This is a genomic window from Rossellomorea aquimaris, assembly GCF_003315075.1.
In the GTDB taxonomy this organism is placed as follows: Bacteria; Bacillota; Bacilli; order Bacillales; family Bacillaceae_B; genus Rossellomorea; species Rossellomorea aquimaris_C.
Genome location: NZ_QNRJ01000003.1, coordinates 1 through 25,507, shown reverse-complemented (window position 1 = coordinate 25,507; position 25,507 = coordinate 1). Strand labels below are relative to the sequence as shown.

Genomic DNA, 25,507 nt, shown 5'->3' with positions numbered 1-25,507 from the left:
ACTCGTTACACCTCTTATCGGTTAAGTTCTTCCATCAGCTTGTCCTCATCCCATACTTCGATGTTCAACTCATTGGCTTTCGCAAGCTTTGATCCTGCTTCTTCCCCTGCGATGACAAGATCGGTTTTCTTACTGACACTGCCAGTGACTTTTCCACCGAGCATTTCTATCTTTTCTTTTGCTTCATTTCTGCTTAATCGCTCAATTTTTCCGGTTAATACAATGGTTTTTCCTGCAAAATAAGAGTCGACTTCACTTGCAGCTACCGGCTTCGGTCCTTTGTATTCAAGATTCACACCGGCATCCTTCAGTTCCTCGATCAGTTCTTTTACTTCATCATTTTCAAAATAGGCCACAATGGCATCAGCCATTTTATCGCCGATTTCGTTTACATTGGTCAGCTCTTCTTTGCCCAGGTTCATTAACTTATCCATGGATCCGAACTCTTGAGCCAATGTTTTCGCCGCTTTTGCTCCAACATGACGGATTCCAAGTCCAAAGAGCAATTTCTCCAGGGAATTGGCTTTAGAGGCTTGAATGGCATCCAATAGGTTATCCGCGGATTTCTCACCCATGCGCTCCAGTTGAAGAAGTTGATCACGTTCTAATCGGTATAAGTCTGCCACATCTTCAATCAATTTCTCCCTGAATAACTGACTGATCACCTTTTCTCCCAGACCATCGATGTTCATGGCATTTCTGGATACAAAATGAATCAGACCTTCCCGGATCTGTGCTGGACATTTAGGGTTGATACAGCGAAGGGCTACTTCCCCTTCCAGTCGGACCAGCTCACTTTCGCATTCAGGACAATGAGTAGGCATATGAAATTCCTGTTCGTCACCCGTCCTCTTGTCTTCTAATACGTTGACCACTTCAGGGATGATGTCACCTGCTTTTTTAATGACGACATGATCGCCGATTTTAATATCTTTTTCTCTAATAAGATCTTCATTATGAAGGGACGCACGTTGAACGGTTGTACCAGCGACACGTACAGGCGCAAGTATCGCCGTTGGTGTCACCACGCCGGTACGGCCAACACTCAGTTCAATCTCTTTTAAGACGGTTACCACTTCTTCAGCAGGGAACTTGAAGGCAGTTGCCCAGCGTGGACTTTTCGCTGTCGTCCCGAGCTGTTCCTGCTGCTCCAGTGAATTGACTTTAATCACGATCCCGTCAATGTCATACGACAGATTCGGACGTTGATCGGTCCATTTGCCGACGTAATCAATGACTTCTTCAATTGTCGCACACTGCTTCCGTTCAGGATTCGTTTTAAACCCGAGGCTGTCTAATTTATCTAACCCTTCACTGTGAGAGTCAATCCCCGTATCTCCAATATCCGCTAATGCATATAAGAAGAGATCGAGATTTCGTGATGCTGCGATTTTAGGATCGAGCTGACGGAGGGAACCTGCAGCTGCATTGCGGGGGTTGGCAAAAGGCTCTTCCCCTTTTTCATCTTTGATTTTATTTAACGCTTCGAAGGAACCTTTAGGCATAAAGGCTTCTCCACGAACTTCAAAGGAAATCTTTTCAGAAATCTTCAAGGGAATGGAACGGATGGTCTTAAGGTTTGATGTAATATCTTCTCCTATCGATCCGTCCCCCCTTGTCGCCCCTTGAGCCAAGACGCCATCTTCATAACGAAGAGAAACAGCCAACCCATCGATTTTCAGCTCACATACATAAGAAAAGTCATCTCCAACGGCTTGACGGACACGACGATCAAAGTCACGCAAATCCTCTTCGTTGAAAGCATTCCCCAAGCTGAGCATCGGCGTTCGATGTTCGACTTTTTCAAAGGCATCCAATATCGCTCCACCGACACGCTGAGAAGGTGAATCGGATGTTTTCAAATCAGGAAATAGACCTTCCAAGTCGATGAGTTCTCTCAGTAGCTGATCATACTCAGAATCGGAAACAGATGGTTTATCAAGAACATGATATTCATAGTTATACTGATTTAATAATTCATGTAGTTCATTTATTCGGTTTTCGGCTGATTGTCGGTCCATTTCCACAACCCTTTCCTGCTAAAGTGTTCAGAATGATTGAGTTAAGCCGGGAGGGAACTTCCCTCCCGACTTTAGATTGTTACGCTTTTTCTATTGGTGCGAATTTGGCAAGAAGACGCTTGATTCCCATTGGACTTGGGAACGCGATATCGAGCTCTACACTGTCTCCGGATCCTTTCACACTGACAACCGTACCTGTTCCCCATTTCTTATGCTGGGCTTTGTCCCCTACTTGCCAGGCAACTGATTCTCCACCTGTAGTCGTTTGAACCGGTCGTGAAACGGGCTTACGCGGGGCAGGACGCGTTGGTGCTTTCGCCGCTGATTTCCCGAAAGGTGTGAAGGCACTCTTCTTCTCTGCCATCACGTCATCCAATAGTTCAGCTGGAATCTCCTGGATGAACCGGGACACAGGGTTCATCTTCGTCTGCCCGTAGAGTGTTCTCATTTGTGCATTTGTTAAATAGAGCTGTTCTTCTGCACGGGTGATCCCTACATAAGCCAGGCGGCGTTCTTCTTCCATCTCATCTTCTTCCATGAGGGAACGACTGTGTGGGAAGACCCCTTCCTCCATTCCCATCAGGAATACGATAGGGAACTCAAGACCTTTTGCAGCATGAAGAGTCATCAGAATAACCGAGTCTTTTGGCTGATCATCTTCATCAAGCTTATCGATATCCGCCACTAATGCCAGATCCGTTAAAAATGCGACAAGACTCTTGTCATCGTTGGACTGTTCGAAGCTTTTCGTTACAGACAGGAACTCGTCCAAATTCTCCAAGCGGCTTTGAGACTCGATCGACTTTTCTGCTTTTAACATATCGATGTAACCGGATTTCTCCAGTATTTCTTCTACAAGTTCTGTTACAGACAGATATTCCTGCATGCTTGTATAACCTTTCACCATTTCCTTGAATTCGATGACGGCTTTCGTGATTTTCGGACTTAGGCCGACAAAATCCGCTTCTTCCAACGCACTGAACATGGAAATATCGTGATCCTGTGCATAACGGGCAATTTTATCTATTGAGGTTGCTCCTACGCCACGCTTCGGAACGTTAATGACACGCATAAGGCTGATGTCATCATCCGGATTCGAGATAAGTCTCAGGTAAGCCAAAATGTCCTTGATCTCTTTACGGTCATAGAACTTGATGCCGCCGACGATGGAGTATTCAATATTTGATTTTAAAAGAACTTCCTCCATCACACGGGACTGGGCGTTTGTTCGATAAAGAATGGCGAAATCGGAATACTTCCTCTTACCGCTTTCCGTCATTTCCTTGATTTTACCTGTCACAAATTGAGCTTCGGTCTGCTCGGTATCCGCTCTGAAATACGAGATCTTTTCACCGTCATGATTTTCCGTCCATAGATTCTTCGGTTTACGATTGGAGTTCTTTTGGATCACTTCATTTGCCGCCTGCAGGATTCTCTTCGTTGAACGATAGTTTTGTTCAAGGAAAATAACGGTTGCTCTTGGATAATCCTTTTCAAAGGAAAGGATATTGGCAATGTCCGCACCACGCCAGCGATAAATCGATTGATCGGAATCCCCGACTACACACAAGTTCTGAAAGCGGGAAGCCAGCAGTTTAACGAGCATATATTGAGCTCTGTTCGTATCCTGATACTCATCGACATGGATGTATTGGAACTTCCTTTGATAGAACTCCAGGACTTCCGGTACACGCTGAAACAGTTGAATCGTCGTCATGATGAGATCATCGAAATCCAACGCCTGATTCTTGCGTAAACGCTTCTGATATTCTGTGTACACATCAGAGACCACCTGATCGTAATATCCTCCTACCTGTTTGGATAATTCTTCGGGAGTCGTCAGCTCATTCTTCGCAGAGCTGATGGATCCCAAAAGCGAACGGGGATCAAATTTTTTCGGATCAATATTCTTTTCTTTTAAAATCGCTTTGATCACCGACTGCTGATCGGTAGAATCAAGTATCGTAAAATTACGGTTCATCCCGATGCGATCAATATCACGGCGAAGGATTCTCACACACATGCTGTGGAAGGTTGAGATCCAAATGTTATCGGAAGCCCCGCCCAGAATGTTTTCAATACGATCCTTCATCTCTCTAGCTGCTTTATTTGTAAAGGTAATCGCTAAAATATTATAAGGGTTGACCCCTTTTTCAACCATCAGATACGCAATTCGATGCGTCAGTACTCTTGTCTTACCGGAGCCTGCCCCTGCCATGATCAGTAACGGCCCTTCTGTCGCCTTCACAGCTTCTGCCTGCTCAGGATTCATTCCATTCAACAATCGATCAGTCAAAAATTGCATACTCTCACACCACCATAACGAACGTACGTTCTATATTTGTATTTCTATTATATCCTATTTAGGGACGGACCTCCAGTTCAATCCTTACCCTTTAACTGCTTTTACCGTCTTTAACGCTTCTTTCAAATTGTCATAGACAGCGTTTCCCACTACGACAACATCTGATACTGCAGCCATTTCCTGCGCCTGCTGGACAGTTCTAATGCCGCCACCATAGAATAATGTTGTGTTTTCCAGTGAATCTCTGACCTCTTTCACCGTTTCAACATCCCCATATGTACCACTGTACTCCAGGTAAAAGATTGGCAGGTTGAACATTCTTTCTGCCATCATGGCATATGCTGCCGCGTCTTCACTTGAAATATCTGTATCGGCCTCTGTAACCTGTGCCGCCTTACAGTCTTTGTTTAATATACAATATCCTTCTACAAGGATTTCATCCCAATTCATAATTTCCCCATATTCCTTTACAGCCTGGTGATGCAATCCTGTTACCCAGTTCATGTTCGAACTGTTCATCACCATCGGAATGAAATATAAATCGAAGCCCGGAGTGATCGACTCCAAATTAGATACCTCCAGAATACAAGGAACAGTATATCGTCTCACCCGTGCCATCAAATCAAGAACCTTTTCAAGGGTTACACCGTCCGTTCCCCCTACAATAATGGCGTCTGTTCCCGATTCACATACAGATTCTAAATCTCCATCATCGATTGTCTTATTCGGATCTAGTTTAAATACATGGCTCCACTTTTGGGCATCATACATGCTTTGTTCCTCCATTCATACATCCATCTCACGTATTATATCATTTGTGGGAAGGAGCCGCATCACCTACAAAAGCGGAGGCGGCTTGGTCAGAGGCGACAAGCATAAGATGAACCTGCCGGAAAGGCGCCCTTTGCCTTTTTGGCAGGTTTAGCTTATGACCTCGAGCCTCTAGCCGCCGGAGCTAGATGACACCAAAAGCGGAGGCGGCTCGCCAGACAAATCTACCCCCACAAAAAAACAAAGACCGCTCATCATGACGACAGCGGTCCCTTCTATTATTTTTCTTCCTGATGCACACGATCCAATACCAGCTCATAGGCATCATTTCCGTAGTTTAAGCAACGCTTCACACGGGAAATGGTTGCGGTGCTTGCACCTGTTTCGGTTTCAATCTTATGATAGGTTTTCCCATCCTGCAGCATACGAGCCACTTCAAGGCGCTGAGCAAGAGATTGAATTTCATTGATTGTGCAAAGGTCATCGAAGAAACGATAACACTCTTCAAGATCTTGTAGAGATAGAACAGCATTGAATAACTGATCCAGCTCCTTGCCTCTTAATTTATTTATTTGCATTAAAAAGACTCCTTTTTCCATCTATTCTTGATATGACACCGACCCCGCCAAGCCTGGAGAACTTGGAATGATATTGATCCACGTAGATCCTTTTCGCAAACTGACAGGTTTATTATTTTCGAAAGGTAGGATTCTGCCATCTACGTTCTTCCACTGAACTTCCCGGAGCTTTCCTTCTTGAATCAAGTACGCATTCCCGCCGGATTCAAAATCAATGTTTCGTCTGCCAGCATCGTCGACTATTTTATGAGACGCTTCCACTATAAAGAGATTTTCTACTAAAACAGGGTCTTTGGAATCGTAATCAATGGTTTGTTCACCATTTGAGTAACGCTCGTATTTGCCCTCTTCTTCGTTGAAATCATACACTACGTTAAACAGCGGATTATTGTTATATGATATCATGACGGATTGAGATCCCTCTCCGCTTACCGGCCCTTTATCACTAAAGTTTAATGCTTCCGGCGGACGTTCCATATCAAAGTCGTTCTGCTCCGCTCCCTCTTCGATATGCTCAAAGGAGATATAGGAATTATGAGGAGCCTTACGGAAGCTTGCACGCTTGAACAGCGTTCCATCATATTTCATGCCGTTTAAATTGTCAATAAAGCCGCTAGTCAGCATTTCCTGTGCTTCCGGACTATATCCATGGGCAACATATAGACTATCATATCCTTTGGCAAGCTCTACATAGTAATCTCTGGCACTTCGTACAGGACCGATTTCTTCAGGCTTTTGGCTTTGATATATCGCCAGGAATCGAGTGACATCCCCTTCTGCCAGGACTTCATACACAATATCTGCTTTTGAAAGGCCTGATTGGGGACGCGCCTTCGGGTGATTGTTCACCATGACAGCAACCGCTCGCGCCGTGGATTCTTTCTTTTGTACCTCACCTGTTAGCGGTGATTGGTTTTTCTCTTCCGTTTCTACGCCTGTCTCAACCGGAGTTGCAGCTTCTTTATCAGATTCTTTCTTTATCTCTTTATCTGAACTACATGCGACAAGTGTAAACGAGCTTAAAGCAATGATTAAAGCTCTTTTCAGCATGTTTTTTGACACCCCTATTTTATAGAAATCCTTTTCCCTATACTTTACTATTTTAACGCATTATCGTTGGAAAGAGTACCGTTTTCTTCATTACATCATAGATTCCCTTTTGTGTCATCCGTATATAAGGCAGATGAGTGGACTGAAGAAATAGCAGTGTATAAATGGGATCCGAGAAGCGATATCCTCTTTCTTTTAACAAACCTTTAAGTATCTTTTCTTCCTCGATAAGGTCCGGCATCTCTTTATGAGAGAGCAGGCCGCTTAATGGAAGTGGTATTTCATGAAGGACTTCACCCTTCTCCGTCAAAACAATTCCGCCTCCGATTTCCTTCATCCGTTTAAAGGCAGCAATCATATCTGACTTGTTCTTACCAATTAAGATGATGTCCCCTGTATTCGAATAGGAAGAAGCAAAGCCCATGACACCCGTTGAGAATCCTTTGATCATAGTGCTGATTCTCCATTCTCCCTTTCGATCCAGAAGCATGAGGAACGATTGATCATGATCAAGATCCAGCTCCTCCATAGATGGATTGATGGATATGGAATAAGGCTTGGTGATGACATCGTTCACCATTTCAATTCCAAAGGGCATGGAAAACTGGAGGTCATCGTAGTCCACTTCCCAATTCAGGGATAATGGTTTAAACCCGTTTGTCTCCCAATTTATTTCTGTTGAATCTTCTATTTGCTCTCCGTCTCTCTGTACCCACTCCCCTTTTGAGAGAACGGACTTCGGGGTTGGGTCATCAATTGACGAAAGGAAGTTAATATTTGCCACTCTGCCTGTAGCGATCATCCCGTGCAAATGAGTGATGTGATAGTAATTTGCGACGTTGTAGCTAGCCATATTATATGCTTCGATTGGGGGGATGCCCTTATCAATCGCCATTTTTATCATGAAATCCAATACACCTTGTTCATAAAAGCCCGGTGTCGATCCGTCCGTTGTGAACAGTAGGGAATCATATGAATCGATGCCTTTTTCTTTTAACCCGTCTAAAAGGACCGGCAAATCCGGTCGGATGGAGGAGTGGCGCAATGTGACGGTCAGCCCTTGAATAAGCCGCTTATAGACATCTTCACCCGTCATGGCTTCATGATCACCATCAATCCCCAATAAACGAAGCTTGGCTATGGTTTTGTCTGATGCTCCCGGCAGATGTCCTTCAACGATCTTACCCATTCTTTTCGCTTCCTGCATCCAGTGGAGAATCAGATCATCTCCCTGAAGCAGTCTCGGCCAGGCGGTCAGTTCTCCTCCCTGCAGCACGGAGTCATGTTCCAGCCATGATTTTACTTCTCCATTTGAAAAGGTTACCTCTTCATTCTCCATCTCCGTTTGAGAATCGAATCTTGTCCACCAATACATCGTGACGGGCATTTTATTAAACTCTCCCAATAAAGAAAACGCTTTCTTTTTTTCCAATTGCAAAAACATCATCAGGTTATCATTTACGAATGTCGTTGTACCGGTTTGGGATGCATACTTGGAAAAAGATTGGGGATTATAAAGCTGAAACGGATGTACATGCGGTTCAATATATCCTGGAACGAGGTACTGTGAGTCACAGTCCACGATTTCGCATTTCTCAAGGTTATCCGGGAGCTGATCGCCTGTATAAACAATTCGATCACGGTAAACCCAAATGTGTCCCTGCACCCATTTCTTTAGAGTCGAGTGAAGGTACGTTGCATTCTTTAAAAGAATGCTCGGAGATATTTCTCCGTTCAGTACTTGTACATGTTCTCTTAGTTGTTTGTTCTTCCATCTGTAGCGCTGTTCCAATGTGAACACTCCTCTAGTGGAATGGTATTAGTTTAAGTTTCAATTTATGTTAACATATTTTACTATTTAACGCATTAACGGTTTACAACAATTATGTGAATTTTCTATTAAGGAGGAGTTTACAAATGAAAGTATCATCAAACATCGGGATTATCAATGCCCTTATCCGCATCACCGTTGGTTTTACGATTCTGGCCTGGAGTACATCAAAGCTTGCGAGACGTCCTTGGCGGGACTCTTATCTCGTGATGGCTGTGATCGGAGCCATGAAGGTAGGAGAAGGAATTCTTCGCTACTGCCCTGTTACAGCCCTATTTGAAAAAAGCGCAGAGGGAAATGGCGGAAGCGGTGGATTTGGCGGTTTCAAAGCAAAGGATATGATGAACTTTAAAGACATGCTGAAATCCGACAAATCAACAGATCACAAAGATCACCACCCAACAAACGAACACAAACAAGACCCCCTGGACAATACCAAAAAAGAATCCAACTTCAATCCCGAAGAACTCACCAACAAAGATGTCCAGGCAGCATTGAATGGGGATAAAGGGACGGACCTTCTTTCTTAGGGACATCATGAGTGTATAGGTGCAATAATTCCCTTATGTCTCCCTATTTAAAGGCATTTTCACCTGATTTAAATTCCGCTAATAGCAAGAGTGCCAAGGTCCGTCCCTCAAATGGGTTAGACCTGGCACTCATGTTTAATATTTTTTATTATAAATAAAGGAGTTGCTCATTTATGTTTTGGGAATATTTAACGGATATGTCGTATGTGTTGTTTTCCCTGATTGGCGGCATTATTGCCATTGCTTTTGTTTATGTTCGCAGAACTAGGAAGAGACGTGTTCGATAGCTTTCTTCCCAATATCTCTTCTGTAAAACAACCCATTCCAATCCACCTTATCTAATTCTTTATAGACTTTAGCCTGCGCTTTTTCCACAGAAGCTGCAGAAGAAGCTACAAGTAACACTCTCCCACCATTTGAAACAAGGGCAGCTTCAGCATTCTGTTCGGTTCCAGCATGGTATACGAGGGTTTCTTTATCCATTGACTCTTCAAGGTTCGGAAGGGCTATTCCTTTTGCATAATCACCTGGATAGCCATCAGCCGCTAACACAACCCCAAGAACAGCTTCTTTAGACCATTCTAATTGCACAGGCTTCCCTTCAATCATGTTCTTCACAACAAGGCCAAAGTCAGAAGTCAAACGCGGCAGTACGACCTGGGTTTCCGGATCGCCAAATCGCGCATTGAACTCGATGACCTTTGGGCCTTCACTTGTGAGCATCAGACCTGCGTAAAGAATGCCGGTAAACGAGCGATTCTCCTTTACCATCGCTTGAGCCGTCGGATACAGTACAGTTGAAATCGATTCTTGCACGACATCGTCCGAAATATGAGGTACCGGGGAATACGCCCCCATTCCGCCTGTATTCGGTCCCTGATCTCCATCGAAAGCACGCTTATGGTCCTGTGCAATCACCATCGGATAAACGGATTCACCATGTACAAAGGCCATTAAAGAAAACTCTTCCCCAAACAGACACTCTTCCACTACCACTTTAGAAGAAGCATCACCAAACTTTTCATCAAGGAGCATTTCTTCCAATGCACTGATTGCTTCTTCTTCTGTTTCTGCAACCACGACGCCCTTGCCTGCAGCCAGTCCATCCGCCTTCACGACAATCGGGGCGCCAACTTCTCTTACATATTCGATTGCTTTCTCAATACTTGTGAACACTTCATATTTAGCCGTTGGAATATTGTACTTTTTCATTAATTCCTTAGAGAACGATTTGCTTCCTTCTATGATGGCCGCTTCTTTGGTCGGTCCAAATATGTGCAGGCCCTCTTTCTGGAAGCGATTTACGATACCATCCAATAATGGGTTTTCAGGACCTACAAAGGTATAAGCGATATGCTCTTTTTTGGCAAAAGCAATGAGATCATTCACATCGGATTCACTGTATGGAAGATTCGTCGCAACGCTTGCAATACCTGCATTTCCGGGCGCACAGAACACCTCTGTCACACTTTCACTTTCCGCTAACTTCTTACATATGGCATGCTCGCGACCACCGCGGCCGATAACAAGTACTTTCATCTTGAAAAGCCCCCTTTTTAAGAAAACCTCTCCTACCTGAGTTGAAGATGGGGAGAGGTTGTATGTGGAATGGATCTATGGTTAGGCGGGGTTAGAGGATATGGAAATGGGTATGAGCTTGGCTGAGGTCCGAGGTCCGTCCCTCAGCCCACTCTCTGACTAATCACCCAGTTCCCAACAAGTCGTTCCCCATATGGTTTATACGATAATTTCAAAAAACTTCTTTCTAAGATTGGAGGTCCGTCCCTCAAATTAATGTTTGAAGTGGCGGATTCCTGTGAAGACCATGGTGATGCCGTGTTGGTCGGCTTTTTTGATGGAGTCTTCGTCCCGGATGGAGCCTCCTGGCTGGATGATGGCTGTTACGCCTGCATTGGCAGCTGCTTCTACGGTGTCGTCCATTGGGAAGAATGCGTCAGATGCCATCGCTGCCCCTTTGGCTTTTTCCCCGGCTTGCCCGAGGGCTATGGTTGCAGCACCTACTCGGTTCATTTGTCCTGCCCCTACTCCAACCGTCATATGAGCATCCGTTACAACGATTGCGTTGGATTTCACATGCTTCACAACTTTCCAACCTAATTTCATGCTTGCCCACTCTTCTTCTGTTGGCTGACGTTTTGTTACCACTCTCAGATCAGCATCCTCTAGGGTGAATGTGTCATCCGCCTGAACCAGCAATCCACCTTCAACCGTCGTTAATTTGCGCTCGATGTTGTTTGTGGATTCAAAGGGAACCGTCAATAAGCGGATATTCTTCTTGCTTGAAAGAATCTCAAATGCTTCATCGCTAAAAGCAGGAGCGATGACGATCTCCAGGAAAATTTCATGAAGCTGCTTAGCTGTTTCTTCATCCACGATGCGGTTCAGAGCGACAATCCCTCCAAAGATGGATGTAGAATCCGCTTCATACGCTTTCGAGAAGGCTTCATTGATGGTCGAGCCAACGCCGACTCCACACGGATTCATATGCTTCACAGCAACAGCGGCCGGTTCCGTAAACTCTTTCACGATTTGAAGTGCAGCATTCGCATCATTGATATTATTATAGGAAAGCTCTTTTCCATGAAGCTGTCTTGCCATGGCTACAGAGAATTCAGAGCCAAGTGGCGCACGGTAGAAAGAAGCCTGCTGATGAGGATTTTCTCCGTAGCGCAGTGTTTGTTTTAACTCGTACGTTCTTGTAAAACGCTCTGGGTTTTCTTCACCTGAAATGTCTGTCATGTACTCAGCAATGAACGCATCGTAAGCAGCTGTATGACGGAACACTTTAGCCGCCAGCTTACGGCGTTTTTCTAATGATAATTCCCCTTGAACCTTTAACTCCGCAATGACTTCATCATAGTCTAGCGCATCGACTACCACCGTTACATATTGATGATTTTTCGCTGCCGCTCTCAGCATCGTTGGACCGCCGATATCGATATTCTCAATCGCTTCCTCTACACCGACATTCGGCTTAGCGATGATTTGTTGAAACGGATAAAGGTTGACACATACCAGGTCGATTCCTTCAATTCCTTGTTCCTGAAGTTGCTGGCGATGGCTTTCTTCACCGCGTTTTGCGAGGAGTCCACCGTGGATATTGGGGTGAAGTGTTTTAACGCGTCCCTCTAATATTTCCGGGAAACCTGTTACTTCTTCTACTCCCATCACTTCAACGTCACTTTCCAGAAGGAGCTTCTTTGTTCCACCTGTCGAAATGATTTCGTACCCAAGTGACTTTAATTCTTTAGCAAATTCGATTACTCCGCTCTTATCTGAAACACTGATTAATGCTCTCTTTTTCAAAGTACGATCCTCCTCTGCCTGCTGTATTGCTGATTTTATTTCATTATTTGGTTGAGTTTGAGATGGATTTGAGGTTTTTACTTAAAATTCGAATCCAAACCCAAGGTCCGCCCCTCACCACTTTACCACACTACCATAATAAAGTATTCTCTTTCCACTCTACACCTTTAGTAGCCTGTGGTGAGAAAGAGGTGGTTGAGGGTGGTTGGATACAGGTGGTGTTCGACGTGTTGGATTTTGTCCTGGAGTGATTGTTTGGTTTCGCCTGTTGTGACTCGGACGATTTCTTGTGCGATGATTTCGCCTGTATCCATGCCGGCGTCTACATAGTGGATGGTGACGCCGGTGATCTTCACTCCACCATCGATGGCTTGCCCGATGGCATCTTTTCCTGGAAAGGATGGGAGAAGAGAAGGGTGGATATTCACGATCCGTCCTCCGAAGCTTTCCAGTAAGGTAGGACCAATCAATCTCATATACCCTGCTAATACAATAAAATCAACACCCAAATGAGCCAGCTCATTTAGGATTTCCTGTTCAAATGCCTGCTTGCTTTCATAATCTTTAGCCCGAAAAACGAAAGTAGGGATCCCTGCTGATTGGGCGCGGTGAATCACGAACGCTCCCGGTTGGTCACATACAAGAAGTCTGATATTCGCTTTCAGTGTTCCACTTTGAACAGCATCTACCAATGCTTGAAAATTACTTCCGCTTCCTGATGCAAAAATGGCAATCTGTCTCATGACTAAGCCCCCGTTATTGACTTGCTCACCCTTCATTTCAACGAACGAAACGTACTCCATTTCCAGTGGTCACACGTCCAATGATAAAGGCTTCTTCTCCCTGTTCGTTGAAAAATTGAAGAATGTCTTCTGCTTCCTTTTCTTCAACCGCTAACACAAATCCAATTCCCATGTTGAAAATGTTGTACATTTCGCTGCGGGGAATTTCTCCATAGTGTTCAAGGGCAGTGAAAATGCTTGGAATATTCCAGCTGCCTTCTGTGATGTCTGCTTGCAAATGATCCGGCAGCATACGGGGAACATTTTCAATGAAGCCACCGCCTGTAATATGGGACATTCCCTTGATGGAGAACTGTTTCAGTGCCGCTAATACTGGTTTCACGTAAATCTTGGTTGGTGTAAGTAACGCTTCTTTTAGTGTGGTCCCGACCTCCGGTAATGATTCTTCCAAAGAGAACGACTGATCTTCGAAGAATACTTTTCGCACTAAAGAGTACCCATTACTGTGTATACCACTGGAACCCAGTCCGACTAACACATTTCCTTCGGAAATTTTTTCGCCTGTGATGATCTCTTTTTTTTCACAAGCCCCTACTGCAAAGCCGGCGATATCATATTCTTCCTCGGAATACATACCCGGCATTTCGGCGGTTTCGCCTCCGATCAAAGCGCAGCCCGCCATTTCACACCCGTCCGCAATACCTTTTACAATACCTTCTATCTTCTCTGGAAGTGCTTTTCCAGTCGCTATATAATCTAAGAAATACAGTGGTTCCGCACCTTGAACGACAATGTCATTCACACACATGGCCACACAATCGATCCCGATCGTATCGTGTTTGTCTGCCATGAACGCAAGCTTCAGTTTCGTTCCGACTCCGTCTGTACCTGATACAAGAACAGGCTCTTTTAAATTCAAAGAAGATAAATCGAACATTCCGCCAAAACTGCCTAATTGACCAAGAACCCCTTCTCGAGCGGTTCTTTTCACATGCTTTTTGATGCGGTCGACTGACTCGTATCCCGCTTCAATATCTACTCCTGCTTGACGATACGCATTTGCCATCATGATCCCCCCTATTTCACTAACTCTTTTTCATGTGGATGAAGTGTATCCGGGTAGATTTCGGTTGGATACTTCCCTGTAAAGCAAGCTAAGCATTGACCGCGATTTTCTGACGAATCATTTCGGTCGATCGCTTTTAACACACCATCTGTACTCAAGAAGGTCAGTGAATCGGCTCCGATGATCTGGCGCATTTCCTCCACTGAATTGGAAGAAGCGATCAGCTCTTCATGAGTCGATGTATCAATGCCGTAGAAGCAAGGATTCTTGATGGGCGGCGAACTGATGCACACATGAACTTCTTTCGCTCCCGCTTCTTTCAACATGCTGACGATTCGTCTACTTGTCGTTCCCCGAACGATTGAATCGTCTACCATTACCACGCGTTTCCCTTCTACCACTCCTCTGACTGGTGAAAGCTTCATCTTCACACCTTGCTCACGAAGAGATTGAGAAGGCTGTATAAACGTGCGCCCTACATAACGGTTCTTAATAAGACCCAATTCGTACGGAATACCTGATGCTTCTGCATAGCCGATCGCACTTGAGATACTGGAATCAGGTACACCCGTTACAACGTCCGCTTCAATCGGCGCTTCTTTCGCAAGTTCCATTCCCATTCTTTTTCTGGCGGAGTGAACGTTGATTCCTTGAATGTTGCTGTCTGGTCTTGAGAAGTATACGTATTCCATCGTACACATCGCATTTCCACCTGAAAAACTAAACCGTTCTGAGGTCATTCCCTCATCATTGATGATCACAAGCTCCCCCGGCTCGATATCACGGACAAATTCAGCTCCTACGATATCAAAGGCACATGTTTCAGACGCAACACAGTAAGCATCCCCAAGCTTACCAAGTGATAGTGGACGAAGACCGTGCGGATCCAGTGCCACCATCATCTCCGTTTCCGTCATGACAAGAAACGCATAGGCCCCTTTCAGCATGGTCAGCGCATTTTTAACGCGGTCTTTCAATTGAAAATAACCGCTTCTTTTAATCAAATGGGCCAGCACTTCTGTATCAGAACTTGTTTGAAAAATACTCCCTTGCCCTTCAAGCTGGTGCTTTAAGGCGTTCGCATTGACGAGATTCCCGTTGTGAGCAAGAGCCAGTCCCCCATTCTGCGAGTTGAAAAGGAGAGGCTGAACATTTTCGTAGCCCCCACCTCCCGCAGTAGCATAACGGACATGACCAATGGCTGAATTCCCTTCTAGCTTCTCGATGGTTCCTTCTTGAAACACTTCCGTTACGAGGCCTTCCCCTTTTAAGCAACGTAACTTCTCACCATCCGAAACGACAATTCCAGTGCCTTCCTGCCCTCTATGTTGTAAACTATGAAGTCCATAATACGTAATTTGTGCCGCATTGGGGTGTCCCCAAATACCAAACACTCCACATTCTTCGTTTAAACCTTTGATTTCAGCAGGCATGGGATCGCTCCTTTCCAAGCTGACTCTAATTCCTCGACGGATGCATGTAAGATGACTTCTCCATTTTCAGATGACACGTTGATTTCTCCATGATCCGCTACGTTTCCTACTACTTTGGCATCAGGAACAAGTTTCTCAAACTCGTCTTTGTTTTCAGGTTTGACTGAAACGACGAAACGGGATTGTGTTTCACTGAACAGATCGGCCACATTGTTTTCTCCGGAAACCTGAACGTCTGCTCCCAATCCTTTTGTTCCAAACGTGGATTCTGCAAGAGCGACGGCGAAACCACCTTCAGCGATATCATGAGCCGATGCCACAAGACCTTTTTGAATCGCTTCTAAAAGCTGCATTTGACGGCGAAGCTCCGTTTTCAAGTCAATTTTCGGTGCCTGACCGAAAATCTTTCCTTCTGTCAGCTTTTGAAGCTCACTTCCTCCAAATTCTTCATGGGTTTCACCGATGACAAAGATATAGTCTCCGGCTTCCTTGAAGCTTTGAGTTGTAATATGATCAACATCCTCGATCAATCCAACCATTCCAACGACTGGTGTCGGATAAACAGCAGTACCCATTGATTCGTTATATAGGGACACATTTCCACCGATGACTGGAGTGGACAGCTCACGACATGCCTCACTCATTCCGTCAACAGACTTCTCGATCTGCCAGAAGATTTCCGGTTTCTCTGGATTTCCGAAGTTTAAGCAATCCGTGATCGCCAGTGGAATCGCTCCTGAACACACGATATTTCGTGCTGCTTCCGCTACGGCAATCTTTCCTCCGACCTCTGGATCCAGGTAAAGGTAACGGGAATTGCAATCCGTTGTCATGGCAAGGGCTTTTCTTGTACCACGTACCCGTACGACCGCTGCATCAGAACCAGGACTTACAACTGTACTTGTTCTTACTTGATGATCATATTGATCGTATACCCATTCTTTACTTGCGATTGTCGGCTGCTGTAAGAGCGCCTTGAGAGTTTCTTTATGATCCTCTACTTTTGGGACATGAGTTTCCATTGCTTGAAACTCTTTATAGTAAGCTGCTTCTTGAGAGGGCTTGTTATAAACGGGAGCTTCCTCAGCAAGTGCATCAACCGGCACATCCGCCACGACTTCTCCTTTATGAAGGAGGCGAAGACGCTTATCATCCGTTACTTTACCGATCGAAACTGCTTCTAAGTCATATTTTGAAAAAAGATCAACGATTTCTTGTTCCCGTCCTTTTTCAACGACGATCAGCATACGCTCCTGTGATTCTGAGAGCATCATTTCATATGCCGTCATTCCTCTTTCACGCTGCGGGACAAGATCCAGGTTCATTTCGATACCGGATCCCGCTTTACTTGCCATTTCAGCTGATGAGCTTGTAAGACCAGCCGCTCCCATATCTTGTATCCCAACAAGGGCATCGTTCTGAACGAGTTCCAAACACGCTTCAAGAAGTAATTTTTCCATGAATGGATCTCCCACTTGAACCGCCGGGCGCTTCTCTTCTGATCCTTCATTTAATTCCTCAGATGCGAATGTAGCTCCATGAATGCCATCACGACCCGTTTTTGCCCCGACATACATGACCGTATTACCGACACCGTGGGCCTGACCTTTTTTAATATCTTTATGGTCGATCAAACCGACACACATAGCGTTTACAAGGGGGTTTCCTTCGTAAGAGGCATCGAATTGAACTTCCCCGCCTACTGTTGGGATTCCGATACAGTTCCCGTACCCGGCAATACCCGCTACGACTTCTTTAAATAGATACTGAACACGAGGAGAATCCAGTTCTCCAAAGCGTAAAGAGTTGAGGAGTGCGACAGGTCTTGCCCCCATCGAGAATACGTCCCGTATAATACCTCCGACACCCGTTGCCGCTCCTTGAAAAGGCTCGATGGCTGACGGATGATTGTGACTCTCGATTTTGAACACCACTGCTTGATCGTCGCCAATATCAACAATTCCAGCTCCTTCTCCTGGTCCCTGAAGAACTCGTTCACCTGTCGTTGGGAATTTCATCAGTACAGGCTTCGAATTTTTGTAGCTGCAATGCTCTGACCACATAACAGAGAAAAGGCCGGTCTCTGTGTAGTTCGGTGTTCTTCCCAGGATGTTTTCCACCATTGAAAATTCTTCGTCTGTTAAACCCATCTCACGATAAAGCTGCTCTTCTTTCACTTTTGTTGAAGTTGGTTCAAGCATTAACGACATGTTTTTCCCTCCAGTGTTTCACAATCGATTGAAATAGTTTCTTCCCGTCTTCACTACCTAGTAAAGTGTCCATGGCGCGCTCAGGGTGAGGCATCATCCCAAGCACATTACCTTCTTTATTAGTGATCCCCGCAATATTCTCAACGCTTCCGTTCGGATTTTCATCGCTATAGGTGAATACAATTTGATTATTTTCACGTAAAGTGGTCATCGTCTCTTCATCACAGAAGTAATTTCCTTCACCGTGAGCGATCGGAATTTGGATCACATCATTCTTTTCATAGCCATTCGTAAACATCGTCTCATTGTTAAGAACGGTTAACGGCACTGTTTTACAAATGAATTTCAAGCTATCATTCCTGCGCATGGCCCCTGGTAATAACCCTGTTTCCAGTAAAACCTGAAATCCATTGCATACACCAAGAACCGGCTTACCCTGCTCTGCCGCTTTCACGACCTCTTTCATGACGTTCGAGAAACGGGCAATCGCTCCTGAACGAAGGTAATCCCCGTAAGAGAATCCCCCTGGTAATAGAATCGCATCATAGTTTTCCAGATTATCAGCATCGTGCCAAACGTATTCAACTTCTTCACCGATTTCATCTTTGATCGCATGGTACATATCAATGTCACAGTTAGAGCCTGGGAATACTATTACTGCAAACTTCATTGAGCGACACTCTCCTCGATTTCATATCGGTAATCCTCGATAACAGGGTTGGCCAGTAGTCGATGACACATTTCTTCTACTGTCGCTTCGACATTTTCTACAGTGGATGGCAGAGTCAACTCCATATACTTCCCGACGCGCACATCTTCAACCGATTTAAATTCCATTGAATGCAACGCCTGTTTCACAACACTACCTTGAGGATCTAATACACTTTCTCTTAATGTGATATAAACCTTTACTTTGTACATAGCTTGTTTCCTCCTAAGCGTTCTAAAATGATTGAATATACTTCTGTTAAACTGCCTATATCTCTTCTGAAAACATCTTTATCCAGCTTTTGATTGGTCTCTGCATCCCACAATCGGCATGTGTCAGGCGATATTTCATCCCCTAATAAAATTGAACCGTTTCGATCTTTCCCAAACTCTAATTTGAAATCGACAAGCGTGACTCCCGCTTCTTTGAAGATCCCTTGAAGGACCTCATTCACACCAAGAGCCATTTCCCTTATCTCAGTTCGTTCTTCCCGTGAAGCTATCTCCAGGTAATCAATGTGATCGTCCGTGATGAGGGGATCACCCAGATCATCGTCCTTATAGTAGAATTCGATGATCGGCTTTTGAAGGGGCGTACCCTCTTCTTTACCGAGTCGCTTTGAAAGGCTTCCCGCTATCACATTGCGAACCACGACTTCAAGCGGGATGATACGTACACGTTTGACCAGCTGCTCATCATCCGATAATTGTTTAATAAAGTGACTCTGTATTCCTTTTTCAGCAAGCTTTGAAAATAGCAAGCTCGAAATCTTATTATTTAATACCCCTTTGCCATCAATGTCCGCTTTTTTCTCCCCGTTAAAAGCAGTGGCAGAATTCTTATACTGAATCCAAACAACATCCTCATCCTGCGTTGCAAAGATTTGTTTCGCTTTGCCTTCATATAAAAGTGTCCCTTTTTCCATGTGAAATCCCCCCGTTAACGTAATATTGCCAATCTTCAGTCTATATTTCCATAAAAAAAGGGAGGGATTTTACTAAAACCCCTGCCCTATTCAATTATCAGAAGGACTTATTCCACCAAGCCGCAACGTTCAAAGATTGTATCCACATGCTTCAAGTGATAGTTGTAATCGAAACAATCATCAATATCAGCCGGTGAAAGCTTGGACGTGATGGTTGCATCCTCTTCAATAAGAGAACGGAAGGCCACTTGCTTCTCCCATGCCTCCATCGCTTTCGGCTGAACCGTATCATACGCTTCCTCACGCGTCATCCCTTTATCGATAAGGGCTAATAGGACGCGTTGAGAATAGATCAAACCAAGCGTACGATCCATATTGCGCTGCATATTCTCCGGGAATACCGTTAAGTTCTTGATGATATTTCCGAACCGGTTCAGCATGTAATTAAGAGCAATCGTTGCATCCGGCAGGATCACACGCTCTGCTGATGAGTGAGAGATATCACGCTCATGCCATAGAGGCACGTTCTCATAAGCTGTCAGCATGTATCCTCTGATCACACGCGCCATTCCCGTCATATTCTCAGAACCGATCGGGTTACGTTTATGAGGCATGGCCGATGATCCTTTTTGACCTTTTGCGAAGAACTCTTCCACTTCACGGGTTTCACTCTTCTGCAGGCCGCGAACCTCAACAGAAAACTTCTCGATGGAAGTCGCAATCAGTGCAAGTGTCCCCATGTAATGAGCATGACGATCACGCTGTAATGTTTGTGTAGAAACAGGAGCTGGCTTGATTCCCAGCTTTTCACACACATATGACTCTACGAATGGATCGATATTCGCATACGTTCCAACAGCACCGGAAATCTTTCCAAATTCCACTCCGTCTGCCGCTGCTTTGAATCGCTCTACGTTACGCTTCATCTCTTCATACCAAAGGGCAAGCTTTAAACCGAAAGTAGTCGGTTCAGCATGAACACCATGCGTACGCCCCATCATGACCGTATGTTTGTGCTCGATCGCTTTGTTCTTTAAAATTTCTACGAATCGCTCTAAGTCTTTCAGAATGATATCGTTTGCCTGCTTTAATTGATAAGAAAGAGCCGTATCCACTACGTCAGTAGAAGTCAGTCCGTAATGGACCCACTTTCTTTCTTCTCCGAGGGTTTCGGAAACCGCTCTGGTGAAAGCTACAACATCGTGTCGCGTTTCTTCTTCGATTTCCTTGATACGATCTACATTGAATCCGGCGTTCTCACGAATCTTCGCAACATCCTCTTTCGGAATGTCCCCGATCTCAGCCCACGCTTCACAAGCCAAAATTTCTACTTCAAGCCATGCTTGAAAACGATTTTCCTCTGTCCAAATTGCTCCCATTTCAGGGCGTGTATAACGTTCTATCATACCAGTCGTCCTCCGATCTTTTCTTGCACCTTCCAAATGCCAGCTTCGTTTATACTCGTCAATGTCTCTTCAATATCATTTGTTAAAAGAGTGACGTGCCCCATCTTACGTTTCGGCTTTGGTACATCCTTGCCGTAAAGATGAATAAACCAGTCTGGATGCTTTGGAACAGCCTTCATAATAGGCTCGATATGCTCTCCTAATAGGTTAACCATCACAGCGTCCTTTAATAAGGTGGGTTGAACGAGCGGCCAGTTACATACCGCTTTTATATGTTGGGCGAATTGTGAGTAGTCACACGCTTCAATCGAATAATGACCGGAATTATGAGGTCTCGGAGCCAGTTCATTAATGTAGATGTCACCATCCTCCGTCAGGAACATTTCAATCGCGAGCGTTCCCACCAGGTCAAGGGTCTCACTTATTCTCTTCGCCATCTCGATCGCTTTATCCGCTACTTCTCCACTCACCCTTGCCGGGGCAATCGTTTCATGTAAAATATTATCCACATGAATATTCTCCACCACCGGAAAGTTGGTTTGCTGCCCATCGGGATTTCGTGTCACAATGACGGATAACTCTTTTTCAAAAGGTATCCATTTCTCTAACACACATGGACCGTTCTCCAATAAAAAAGCGGCTTCTTCTATCCCGCTCTCTTCACGGATCACATATTGCCCTTTCCCGTCATAACCACCTCTGGATGTTTTCAGAACCACTGGATAGCCAAGCTTTTCTATATTATCATAGATGTCCTGTTGTTGTTTAATCACAGCATAAGGAGCTACTTTCACCCCTGCAAACGTAAGGGCTTCCTTTTCCATGATGCGATCCTGTGTAATGCGGATCAGCTCTGCCCCTTGAGGTAAATAGGCACGCTCCGACAACCATTTCAACGCTTCATAATCGATGTTTTCAAATTCATATGTAATCACGTCACACTCTTCTGCCAGTCTATAAAGGGCATCATACTGGTCAAAGCCCGCCGTGATTACAAGATCTGCTACTTGGGCACATGGTGATTGTGGTGCCGGGTCTAAAACAGCCACCCGGAAGCCATTTTGTTTCGCAGCAAGGGCCATCATTCGTCCGAGCTGTCCTCCGCCAATGATTCCGATCATCTGTCCTGGTAAAATCGTCTTCTTATTCAAGGTCATCACTACTTTCCAACACCTTTTCCCGTAACGCGTCTCTTCTATTTTCTAAAGTAGCGGCCAAGTCTGTATTTTCTATCGAAAGGATTTGTGCTGCTAACAGCCCGGCATTTGTAGCTCCTGCCTTCCCGATCGCAACCGTCGCAACCGGAACGCCCCCTGGCATCTGCACGATCGACAGCAACGAATCCATCCCATTAAGGGCTTTCGATTGTACCGGAACCCCAATCACAGGTAATGTCGTCTTCGCTGCCACCATTCCAGGTAAGTGAGCGGCACCGCCTGCACCTGCAATAATGACCTTCACTCCTCGATCTCTGGCACCTTCTGCAAACTCAAACATATAATCAGGCGTCCTGTGAGCCGATACAACTCGTTTCTCAAACGGAATCTCTAACTCTTCCAATACCTCACACGCATGCTTCATTGTCTCCCAGTCCGATGTACTTCCCATGATTACTGATATCATAATGGTGACAGGCACCTCCCGTAGTTTAATCCCTTTTAACAAAAAATACCCAGATCAATTGTTCTCTACTTTTTGAGAGAAAGCAATTGATCTGGGTATTTTACAGAGAATGGTCCCGTTTTATCCGATAGGGTCCACAAACGAGCTCGTATCCAGACAGCTACTTTCCCTCATAGTCCGACCATTTACGGTAGTCAGGTAGAGACTCATGGGCCATATTCCCATTATTATATGAGGGTATTCGGTTTATTTGTCTCCATCATAACGTGATATCGAATCTCTGTCAACGAATAATCGAACGATAATAAATGTCTGAAAATTAATGTTCGGATTTGAAGCGTTTACTCTTCAATCTTCTTCCCCTCAAAGACAATTGTCTGTTTAATAGGGACATACTCTGTTTTCTTTCCATCTTTTTGTTCTTCAAACACAGGTTTTTCCATCCGTCTTACCGGCATATAACCCATTTCCTTCATACGGTCTAAACAATCTGTAATCGTCTCATTCTCCTGCACTTCAAATAATAATTTCTTTTTGCTCATTCTTTTAATTTTCCTTTGCGAATATTTCGGACTGTCTTCACCCAGAACCCTCCGTGAATCGCCTTCGGTTCATACGCAATAATAAATGCCTTTGGGTCAAGCTCTTTTATTGTATCATACAGCTTCATCTCATACTTTCGCGGAGTCAGGATCTGCAGGGCCATCCGGTTTCCTTCCAGTCCATTCGCTTCCCAGTTCGTCACCCCGTAGCCTCTGGCACGGAGTTCATTCGGAAGGGCCTTATCATACTCCTTCGTGATTACATTCACTGTAATATACCCCAGAGCCAGCTTCTCCTCGATTTTCATCCCGACAATCACACCGAGGCCATAACCGACCGCATATGCAATCAGATTCTGAATCTCATTCAGGTTGTCCAATACCAGTCCAAGACCGACAACATAAATCACTACTTCAAATGTACTCACAAAAGCTGCAATATATCGATAACCCTTCAACGTCAAAATCATTCTGATCGTAAAAAAGGATACGTATACAACATTGATGATCAAAATAATTGCTACCATCACAAAACTATTGTCTAACACCGAGATGCTCCTCTCTCCACTACTACTTGTAGTATGCTCAAATTAAGTTCCTATTTTACTAGAAAAGAACCATAATATGAACCAGTTCAAGAAAAATTACTAGTTATTTTTCGATGACAATTTTTAGAAAATCTGATGTCCTACTTTGTGTCTTTCCCAGTTTGGTCTGTTTAAAACATAAAAAGGCTTTATGGCAGCTTGTCATCGCAGCCATAAAGCCATCTTGCTTTCTTATTTTATAACGATTTCAGCTTCTCTATCACTTCAGAAGGTTCCACACGATCTTTGTAATCGGCTTTCGTATATTCGTAAGCAATCGTTCCGTCCTGCTTGATAATATATGTTGCTGAAACAGGGAGCGTCCATGCATCACTATCATTCGCTTTCTCCAGATCCAGACCTTTTTCTTTGTAGATATCCACTAAGTAAGGTGGCAGCTTGTAAACCAACTTATACTCATCTGCCACTTTATTTCCTTCATCACTTAGCACAAAATAATCCAGTTCATTCTTCTCTTTTGTAGATAGGGACGCATCAGGCGTTTGCGGACTGACCGCAATCAGCTCGGCACCTGCCGATTTAATGTATTCCATTAGCTGTTGGTATGCACGCAGCTCCATATTGCAATATGGACACCATCCACCACGATAAAACGTAAGGATGACCGGACCATTCTTCAGTACATCTTCCAGTGCGACTCCTTTTCCTGTCGCATCCGGTAACGTAAAGTTCGGTGCTTTTTCCCCTACACGAAGACCTTTACCATCATCAGAGCGCTCCAATTCGTTGATTGCTTCTCCCATTTTATCCTGTACTTCCTGAGATGCATTCTGCTTAAATTTAGAAATATATTCATTGTACTGTTCTAGCATGTTGGTTGCTGTCATTTTAAAAACCTCCCTTTAGAACTTATTTATAGTATAGGAGCAGTTTATTCATAAGAAAAGCGATGTGCTTGGTTGGGTACTGTGATGGATAGGGCTGGGTGATGTTTTGACGGCTTATTGTGTTTTCGAATTTGTGGATTTGGCAAGTTATGAAGATAGATGTGATAATTGGTAGTTAAAAGAATGATAGAATTGCTTTTTATTACAAGTTCGTAAATTGCAATATTAAATGCAACACTCTTTCATGGTCCTAGGGGAACTCCCGTTGTGTAGCGTTGGTGGCCTAGGCCACCAACGCTACACAACGGTCGAATTGTTCATCAGGTGTCTCGTAATTTAAGATTTTGCGAGGCAGCCCATTCATCCAGGCTTGTACCTCAGTAAGCGTATCATCCGTGTAGGAATGAATTGGTTGTCCTTTTTTAATAAATCTTCGAATCACGCCGTTGTGGCGCTCGTTTGTACCTCGTTCGTAGGATGCGTAAGGATGGGAAAAATAGACGGAGATCCCTTTGTCTTGTTGGAGCGCTCCCAATTCACTGAACTCCGACCCGTTGTCCGCTGTAATACTCTTGAAGACATCTCGGAGACACCCCTTAAACGATCCTAATATTTGATTTAAGCCACTTTCTACACTAGAAGCTGTTTTACTCGGTAGTCTCGTGATGAATTCTTTACGTGTCTTTCGTTCGATCAGGGTCAGTAAGACTTCGTCATTCGATTTCTGGCCAATGACCGTATCAATTTCCCAATGCCCGAATTCTTCTCTGTTCTCAACTGAATCACATCGTTCTTCAATACTAGGACCTAATGTGCGTTTGTTTTTTCGTGAGTGTCTTACTTTAGTCGATCGACGCATTTTCATCGCTAAATCAATGTTGCGAATAGATAGAGAACCAGAATCTATCCAATTATAAAGTGTTTTTGTACACGGAATATAAGAGTCTTCGAAATCCTTCGTTTTCTTCGCGTGCCCAATGATGGCATCGGGTGACCACTTAT

24 protein-coding genes and 1 riboswitch are annotated in these 25,507 nt (G+C 44.5%); of the genes, 2 read left to right on the top strand and 22 right to left on the bottom strand.

From position 1 onward, the window contains the following. Positions 1–14: 14 nt before the first annotated feature. The 6 genes from ligA to DET59_RS04850 all read right to left on the bottom strand — a co-directional run bounded on the left by ligA (position 15) and on the right by DET59_RS04850 (position 8,517). Complete coding sequence (ligA, locus tag DET59_RS04875) at positions 15–2,021, bottom strand: NAD-dependent DNA ligase LigA (protein ID WP_113968496.1); 2,007 nt, start codon at positions 2,019–2,021, stop codon at positions 15–17. Between the two features lie 79 nt (positions 2,022–2,100). After that, entirely contained in the window at positions 2,101–4,326 is a 2,226-nt protein-coding gene (pcrA, locus tag DET59_RS04870; RefSeq protein WP_113968495.1) for a DNA helicase PcrA, read from the bottom strand. 84 nt (positions 4,327–4,410) lie between these two features. Next, a complete protein-coding gene (gene pcrB, locus DET59_RS04865) occupies positions 4,411–5,097 on the bottom strand; it encodes a heptaprenylglyceryl phosphate synthase (protein ID WP_113968494.1) in 687 nt (228 codons plus the stop codon). A gap of 278 nt (positions 5,098–5,375) precedes the next feature. Then, on the bottom strand, positions 5,376–5,675 hold the full coding sequence (locus tag DET59_RS04860; RefSeq protein ID WP_113968493.1) for a YerC/YecD family TrpR-related protein: 300 nt from the start codon (positions 5,673–5,675) through the stop codon (positions 5,376–5,378). 21 nt (positions 5,676–5,696) lie between these two features. Further along, positions 5,697–6,725 carry a DUF3048 domain-containing protein gene (locus tag DET59_RS04855; protein WP_113968492.1) on the bottom strand — a complete coding sequence of 343 codons (1,029 nt, stop codon included), beginning with the start codon at positions 6,723–6,725 and terminating at the stop codon, positions 5,697–5,699. 52 nt (positions 6,726–6,777) lie between these two features. Then, positions 6,778–8,517, bottom strand: coding sequence for an adenine deaminase C-terminal domain-containing protein (locus DET59_RS04850; protein ID WP_113968491.1), 1,740 nt, complete (start codon positions 8,515–8,517; stop codon positions 6,778–6,780). Positions 8,518–8,642: 125 nt separating this feature from the next. On the opposite strand from DET59_RS04850, the gene DET59_RS04845 reads away from it, so the two are divergent. Both DET59_RS04845 and DET59_RS22305 read left to right on the top strand, forming a co-directional pair. After that, a complete protein-coding gene (locus DET59_RS04845; protein ID WP_113968490.1) occupies positions 8,643–9,086 on the top strand; it encodes a YgaP family membrane protein in 444 nt (147 codons plus the stop codon). 173 nt (positions 9,087–9,259) lie between these two features. Then, a complete protein-coding gene (locus DET59_RS22305; protein WP_324746437.1) occupies positions 9,260–9,373 on the top strand; it encodes an EYxxD motif small membrane protein in 114 nt (37 codons plus the stop codon). On the opposite strand, the gene purD is transcribed toward DET59_RS22305, so the two are convergent. From purD to DET59_RS04765, 16 genes are all read right to left on the bottom strand, one after another. Continuing rightward, positions 9,351–10,625, bottom strand: coding sequence for a phosphoribosylamine--glycine ligase (purD, locus tag DET59_RS04840; protein WP_113968489.1), 1,275 nt, complete (start codon positions 10,623–10,625; stop codon positions 9,351–9,353). The two genes, DET59_RS22305 and purD, sit on opposite strands and share 23 nt — an antisense overlap. Before the next feature lie 252 nt (positions 10,626–10,877). Then, complete coding sequence (purH, locus tag DET59_RS04835; RefSeq protein ID WP_113968488.1) at positions 10,878–12,413, bottom strand: bifunctional phosphoribosylaminoimidazolecarboxamide formyltransferase/IMP cyclohydrolase; 1,536 nt, start codon at positions 12,411–12,413, stop codon at positions 10,878–10,880. A gap of 167 nt (positions 12,414–12,580) precedes the next feature. Next, positions 12,581–13,156: a phosphoribosylglycinamide formyltransferase gene (gene purN, locus DET59_RS04830; RefSeq protein ID WP_113968768.1), complete on the bottom strand. Its 576-nt coding sequence runs from the start codon at positions 13,154–13,156 to the stop codon at positions 12,581–12,583. 37 nt (positions 13,157–13,193) lie between these two features. Next, complete coding sequence (gene purM, locus DET59_RS04825) at positions 13,194–14,222, bottom strand: phosphoribosylformylglycinamidine cyclo-ligase (protein ID WP_113968487.1); 1,029 nt, start codon at positions 14,220–14,222, stop codon at positions 13,194–13,196. Between the two features lie 11 nt (positions 14,223–14,233). Further along, on the bottom strand, positions 14,234–15,655 hold the full coding sequence (gene purF, locus DET59_RS04820; protein ID WP_113968486.1) for an amidophosphoribosyltransferase: 1,422 nt from the start codon (positions 15,653–15,655) through the stop codon (positions 14,234–14,236). Next, a complete protein-coding gene (purL, locus tag DET59_RS04815; RefSeq protein ID WP_113968485.1) occupies positions 15,631–17,865 on the bottom strand; it encodes a phosphoribosylformylglycinamidine synthase subunit PurL in 2,235 nt (744 codons plus the stop codon). The genes purF and purL overlap by 25 nt, the downstream gene beginning before the upstream one ends. Then, complete coding sequence (gene purQ / locus DET59_RS04810; RefSeq protein WP_113968484.1) at positions 17,849–18,535, bottom strand: phosphoribosylformylglycinamidine synthase subunit PurQ; 687 nt, start codon at positions 18,533–18,535, stop codon at positions 17,849–17,851. Before purQ ends, purL begins: the two co-directional genes overlap by 17 nt. Next, positions 18,532–18,786: a phosphoribosylformylglycinamidine synthase subunit PurS gene (gene purS, locus DET59_RS04805; RefSeq protein ID WP_113968483.1), complete on the bottom strand. Its 255-nt coding sequence runs from the start codon at positions 18,784–18,786 to the stop codon at positions 18,532–18,534. The genes purQ and purS overlap by 4 nt, the downstream gene beginning before the upstream one ends. Further along, the gene (purC, locus tag DET59_RS04800) at positions 18,774–19,499 is read right to left on the bottom strand and encodes a phosphoribosylaminoimidazolesuccinocarboxamide synthase (RefSeq protein WP_113968482.1); all 726 of its coding nucleotides are present in this window, start codon (positions 19,497–19,499) and stop codon (positions 18,774–18,776) included. The genes purS and purC overlap by 13 nt, the downstream gene beginning before the upstream one ends. 107 nt (positions 19,500–19,606) lie before the next feature. Further along, complete coding sequence (purB, locus tag DET59_RS04795; RefSeq protein ID WP_113968481.1) at positions 19,607–20,905, bottom strand: adenylosuccinate lyase; 1,299 nt, start codon at positions 20,903–20,905, stop codon at positions 19,607–19,609. After that, complete coding sequence (purK, locus tag DET59_RS04790; protein ID WP_181778074.1) at positions 20,902–22,062, bottom strand: 5-(carboxyamino)imidazole ribonucleotide synthase; 1,161 nt, start codon at positions 22,060–22,062, stop codon at positions 20,902–20,904. Before purK ends, purB begins: the two co-directional genes overlap by 4 nt. Beyond that, entirely contained in the window at positions 22,049–22,528 is a 480-nt protein-coding gene (purE, locus tag DET59_RS04785) for a 5-(carboxyamino)imidazole ribonucleotide mutase (protein WP_113968480.1), read from the bottom strand. Before purE ends, purK begins: the two co-directional genes overlap by 14 nt. A 153-nt stretch (positions 22,529–22,681) precedes the next feature. After that, positions 22,682–22,783: riboswitch (purine riboswitch) on the bottom strand. A gap of 86 nt (positions 22,784–22,869) precedes the next feature. Then, a complete protein-coding gene (locus DET59_RS04780; RefSeq protein ID WP_113968479.1) occupies positions 22,870–23,070 on the bottom strand; it encodes an NETI motif-containing protein in 201 nt (66 codons plus the stop codon). Continuing rightward, positions 23,067–23,618, bottom strand: coding sequence for a DUF2179 domain-containing protein (locus DET59_RS04775; RefSeq protein WP_060671612.1), 552 nt, complete (start codon positions 23,616–23,618; stop codon positions 23,067–23,069). The genes DET59_RS04780 and DET59_RS04775 overlap by 4 nt, the downstream gene beginning before the upstream one ends. A gap of 236 nt (positions 23,619–23,854) precedes the next feature. Continuing rightward, entirely contained in the window at positions 23,855–24,505 is a 651-nt protein-coding gene (locus tag DET59_RS04770) for a peroxiredoxin-like family protein (RefSeq protein ID WP_113968478.1), read from the bottom strand. A 283-nt stretch (positions 24,506–24,788) separates the two neighbouring features. After that, on the bottom strand, positions 24,789–25,507 hold a 719-nt coding region (locus DET59_RS04765; protein ID WP_113968477.1), incomplete at its 5' end, for an IS30 family transposase.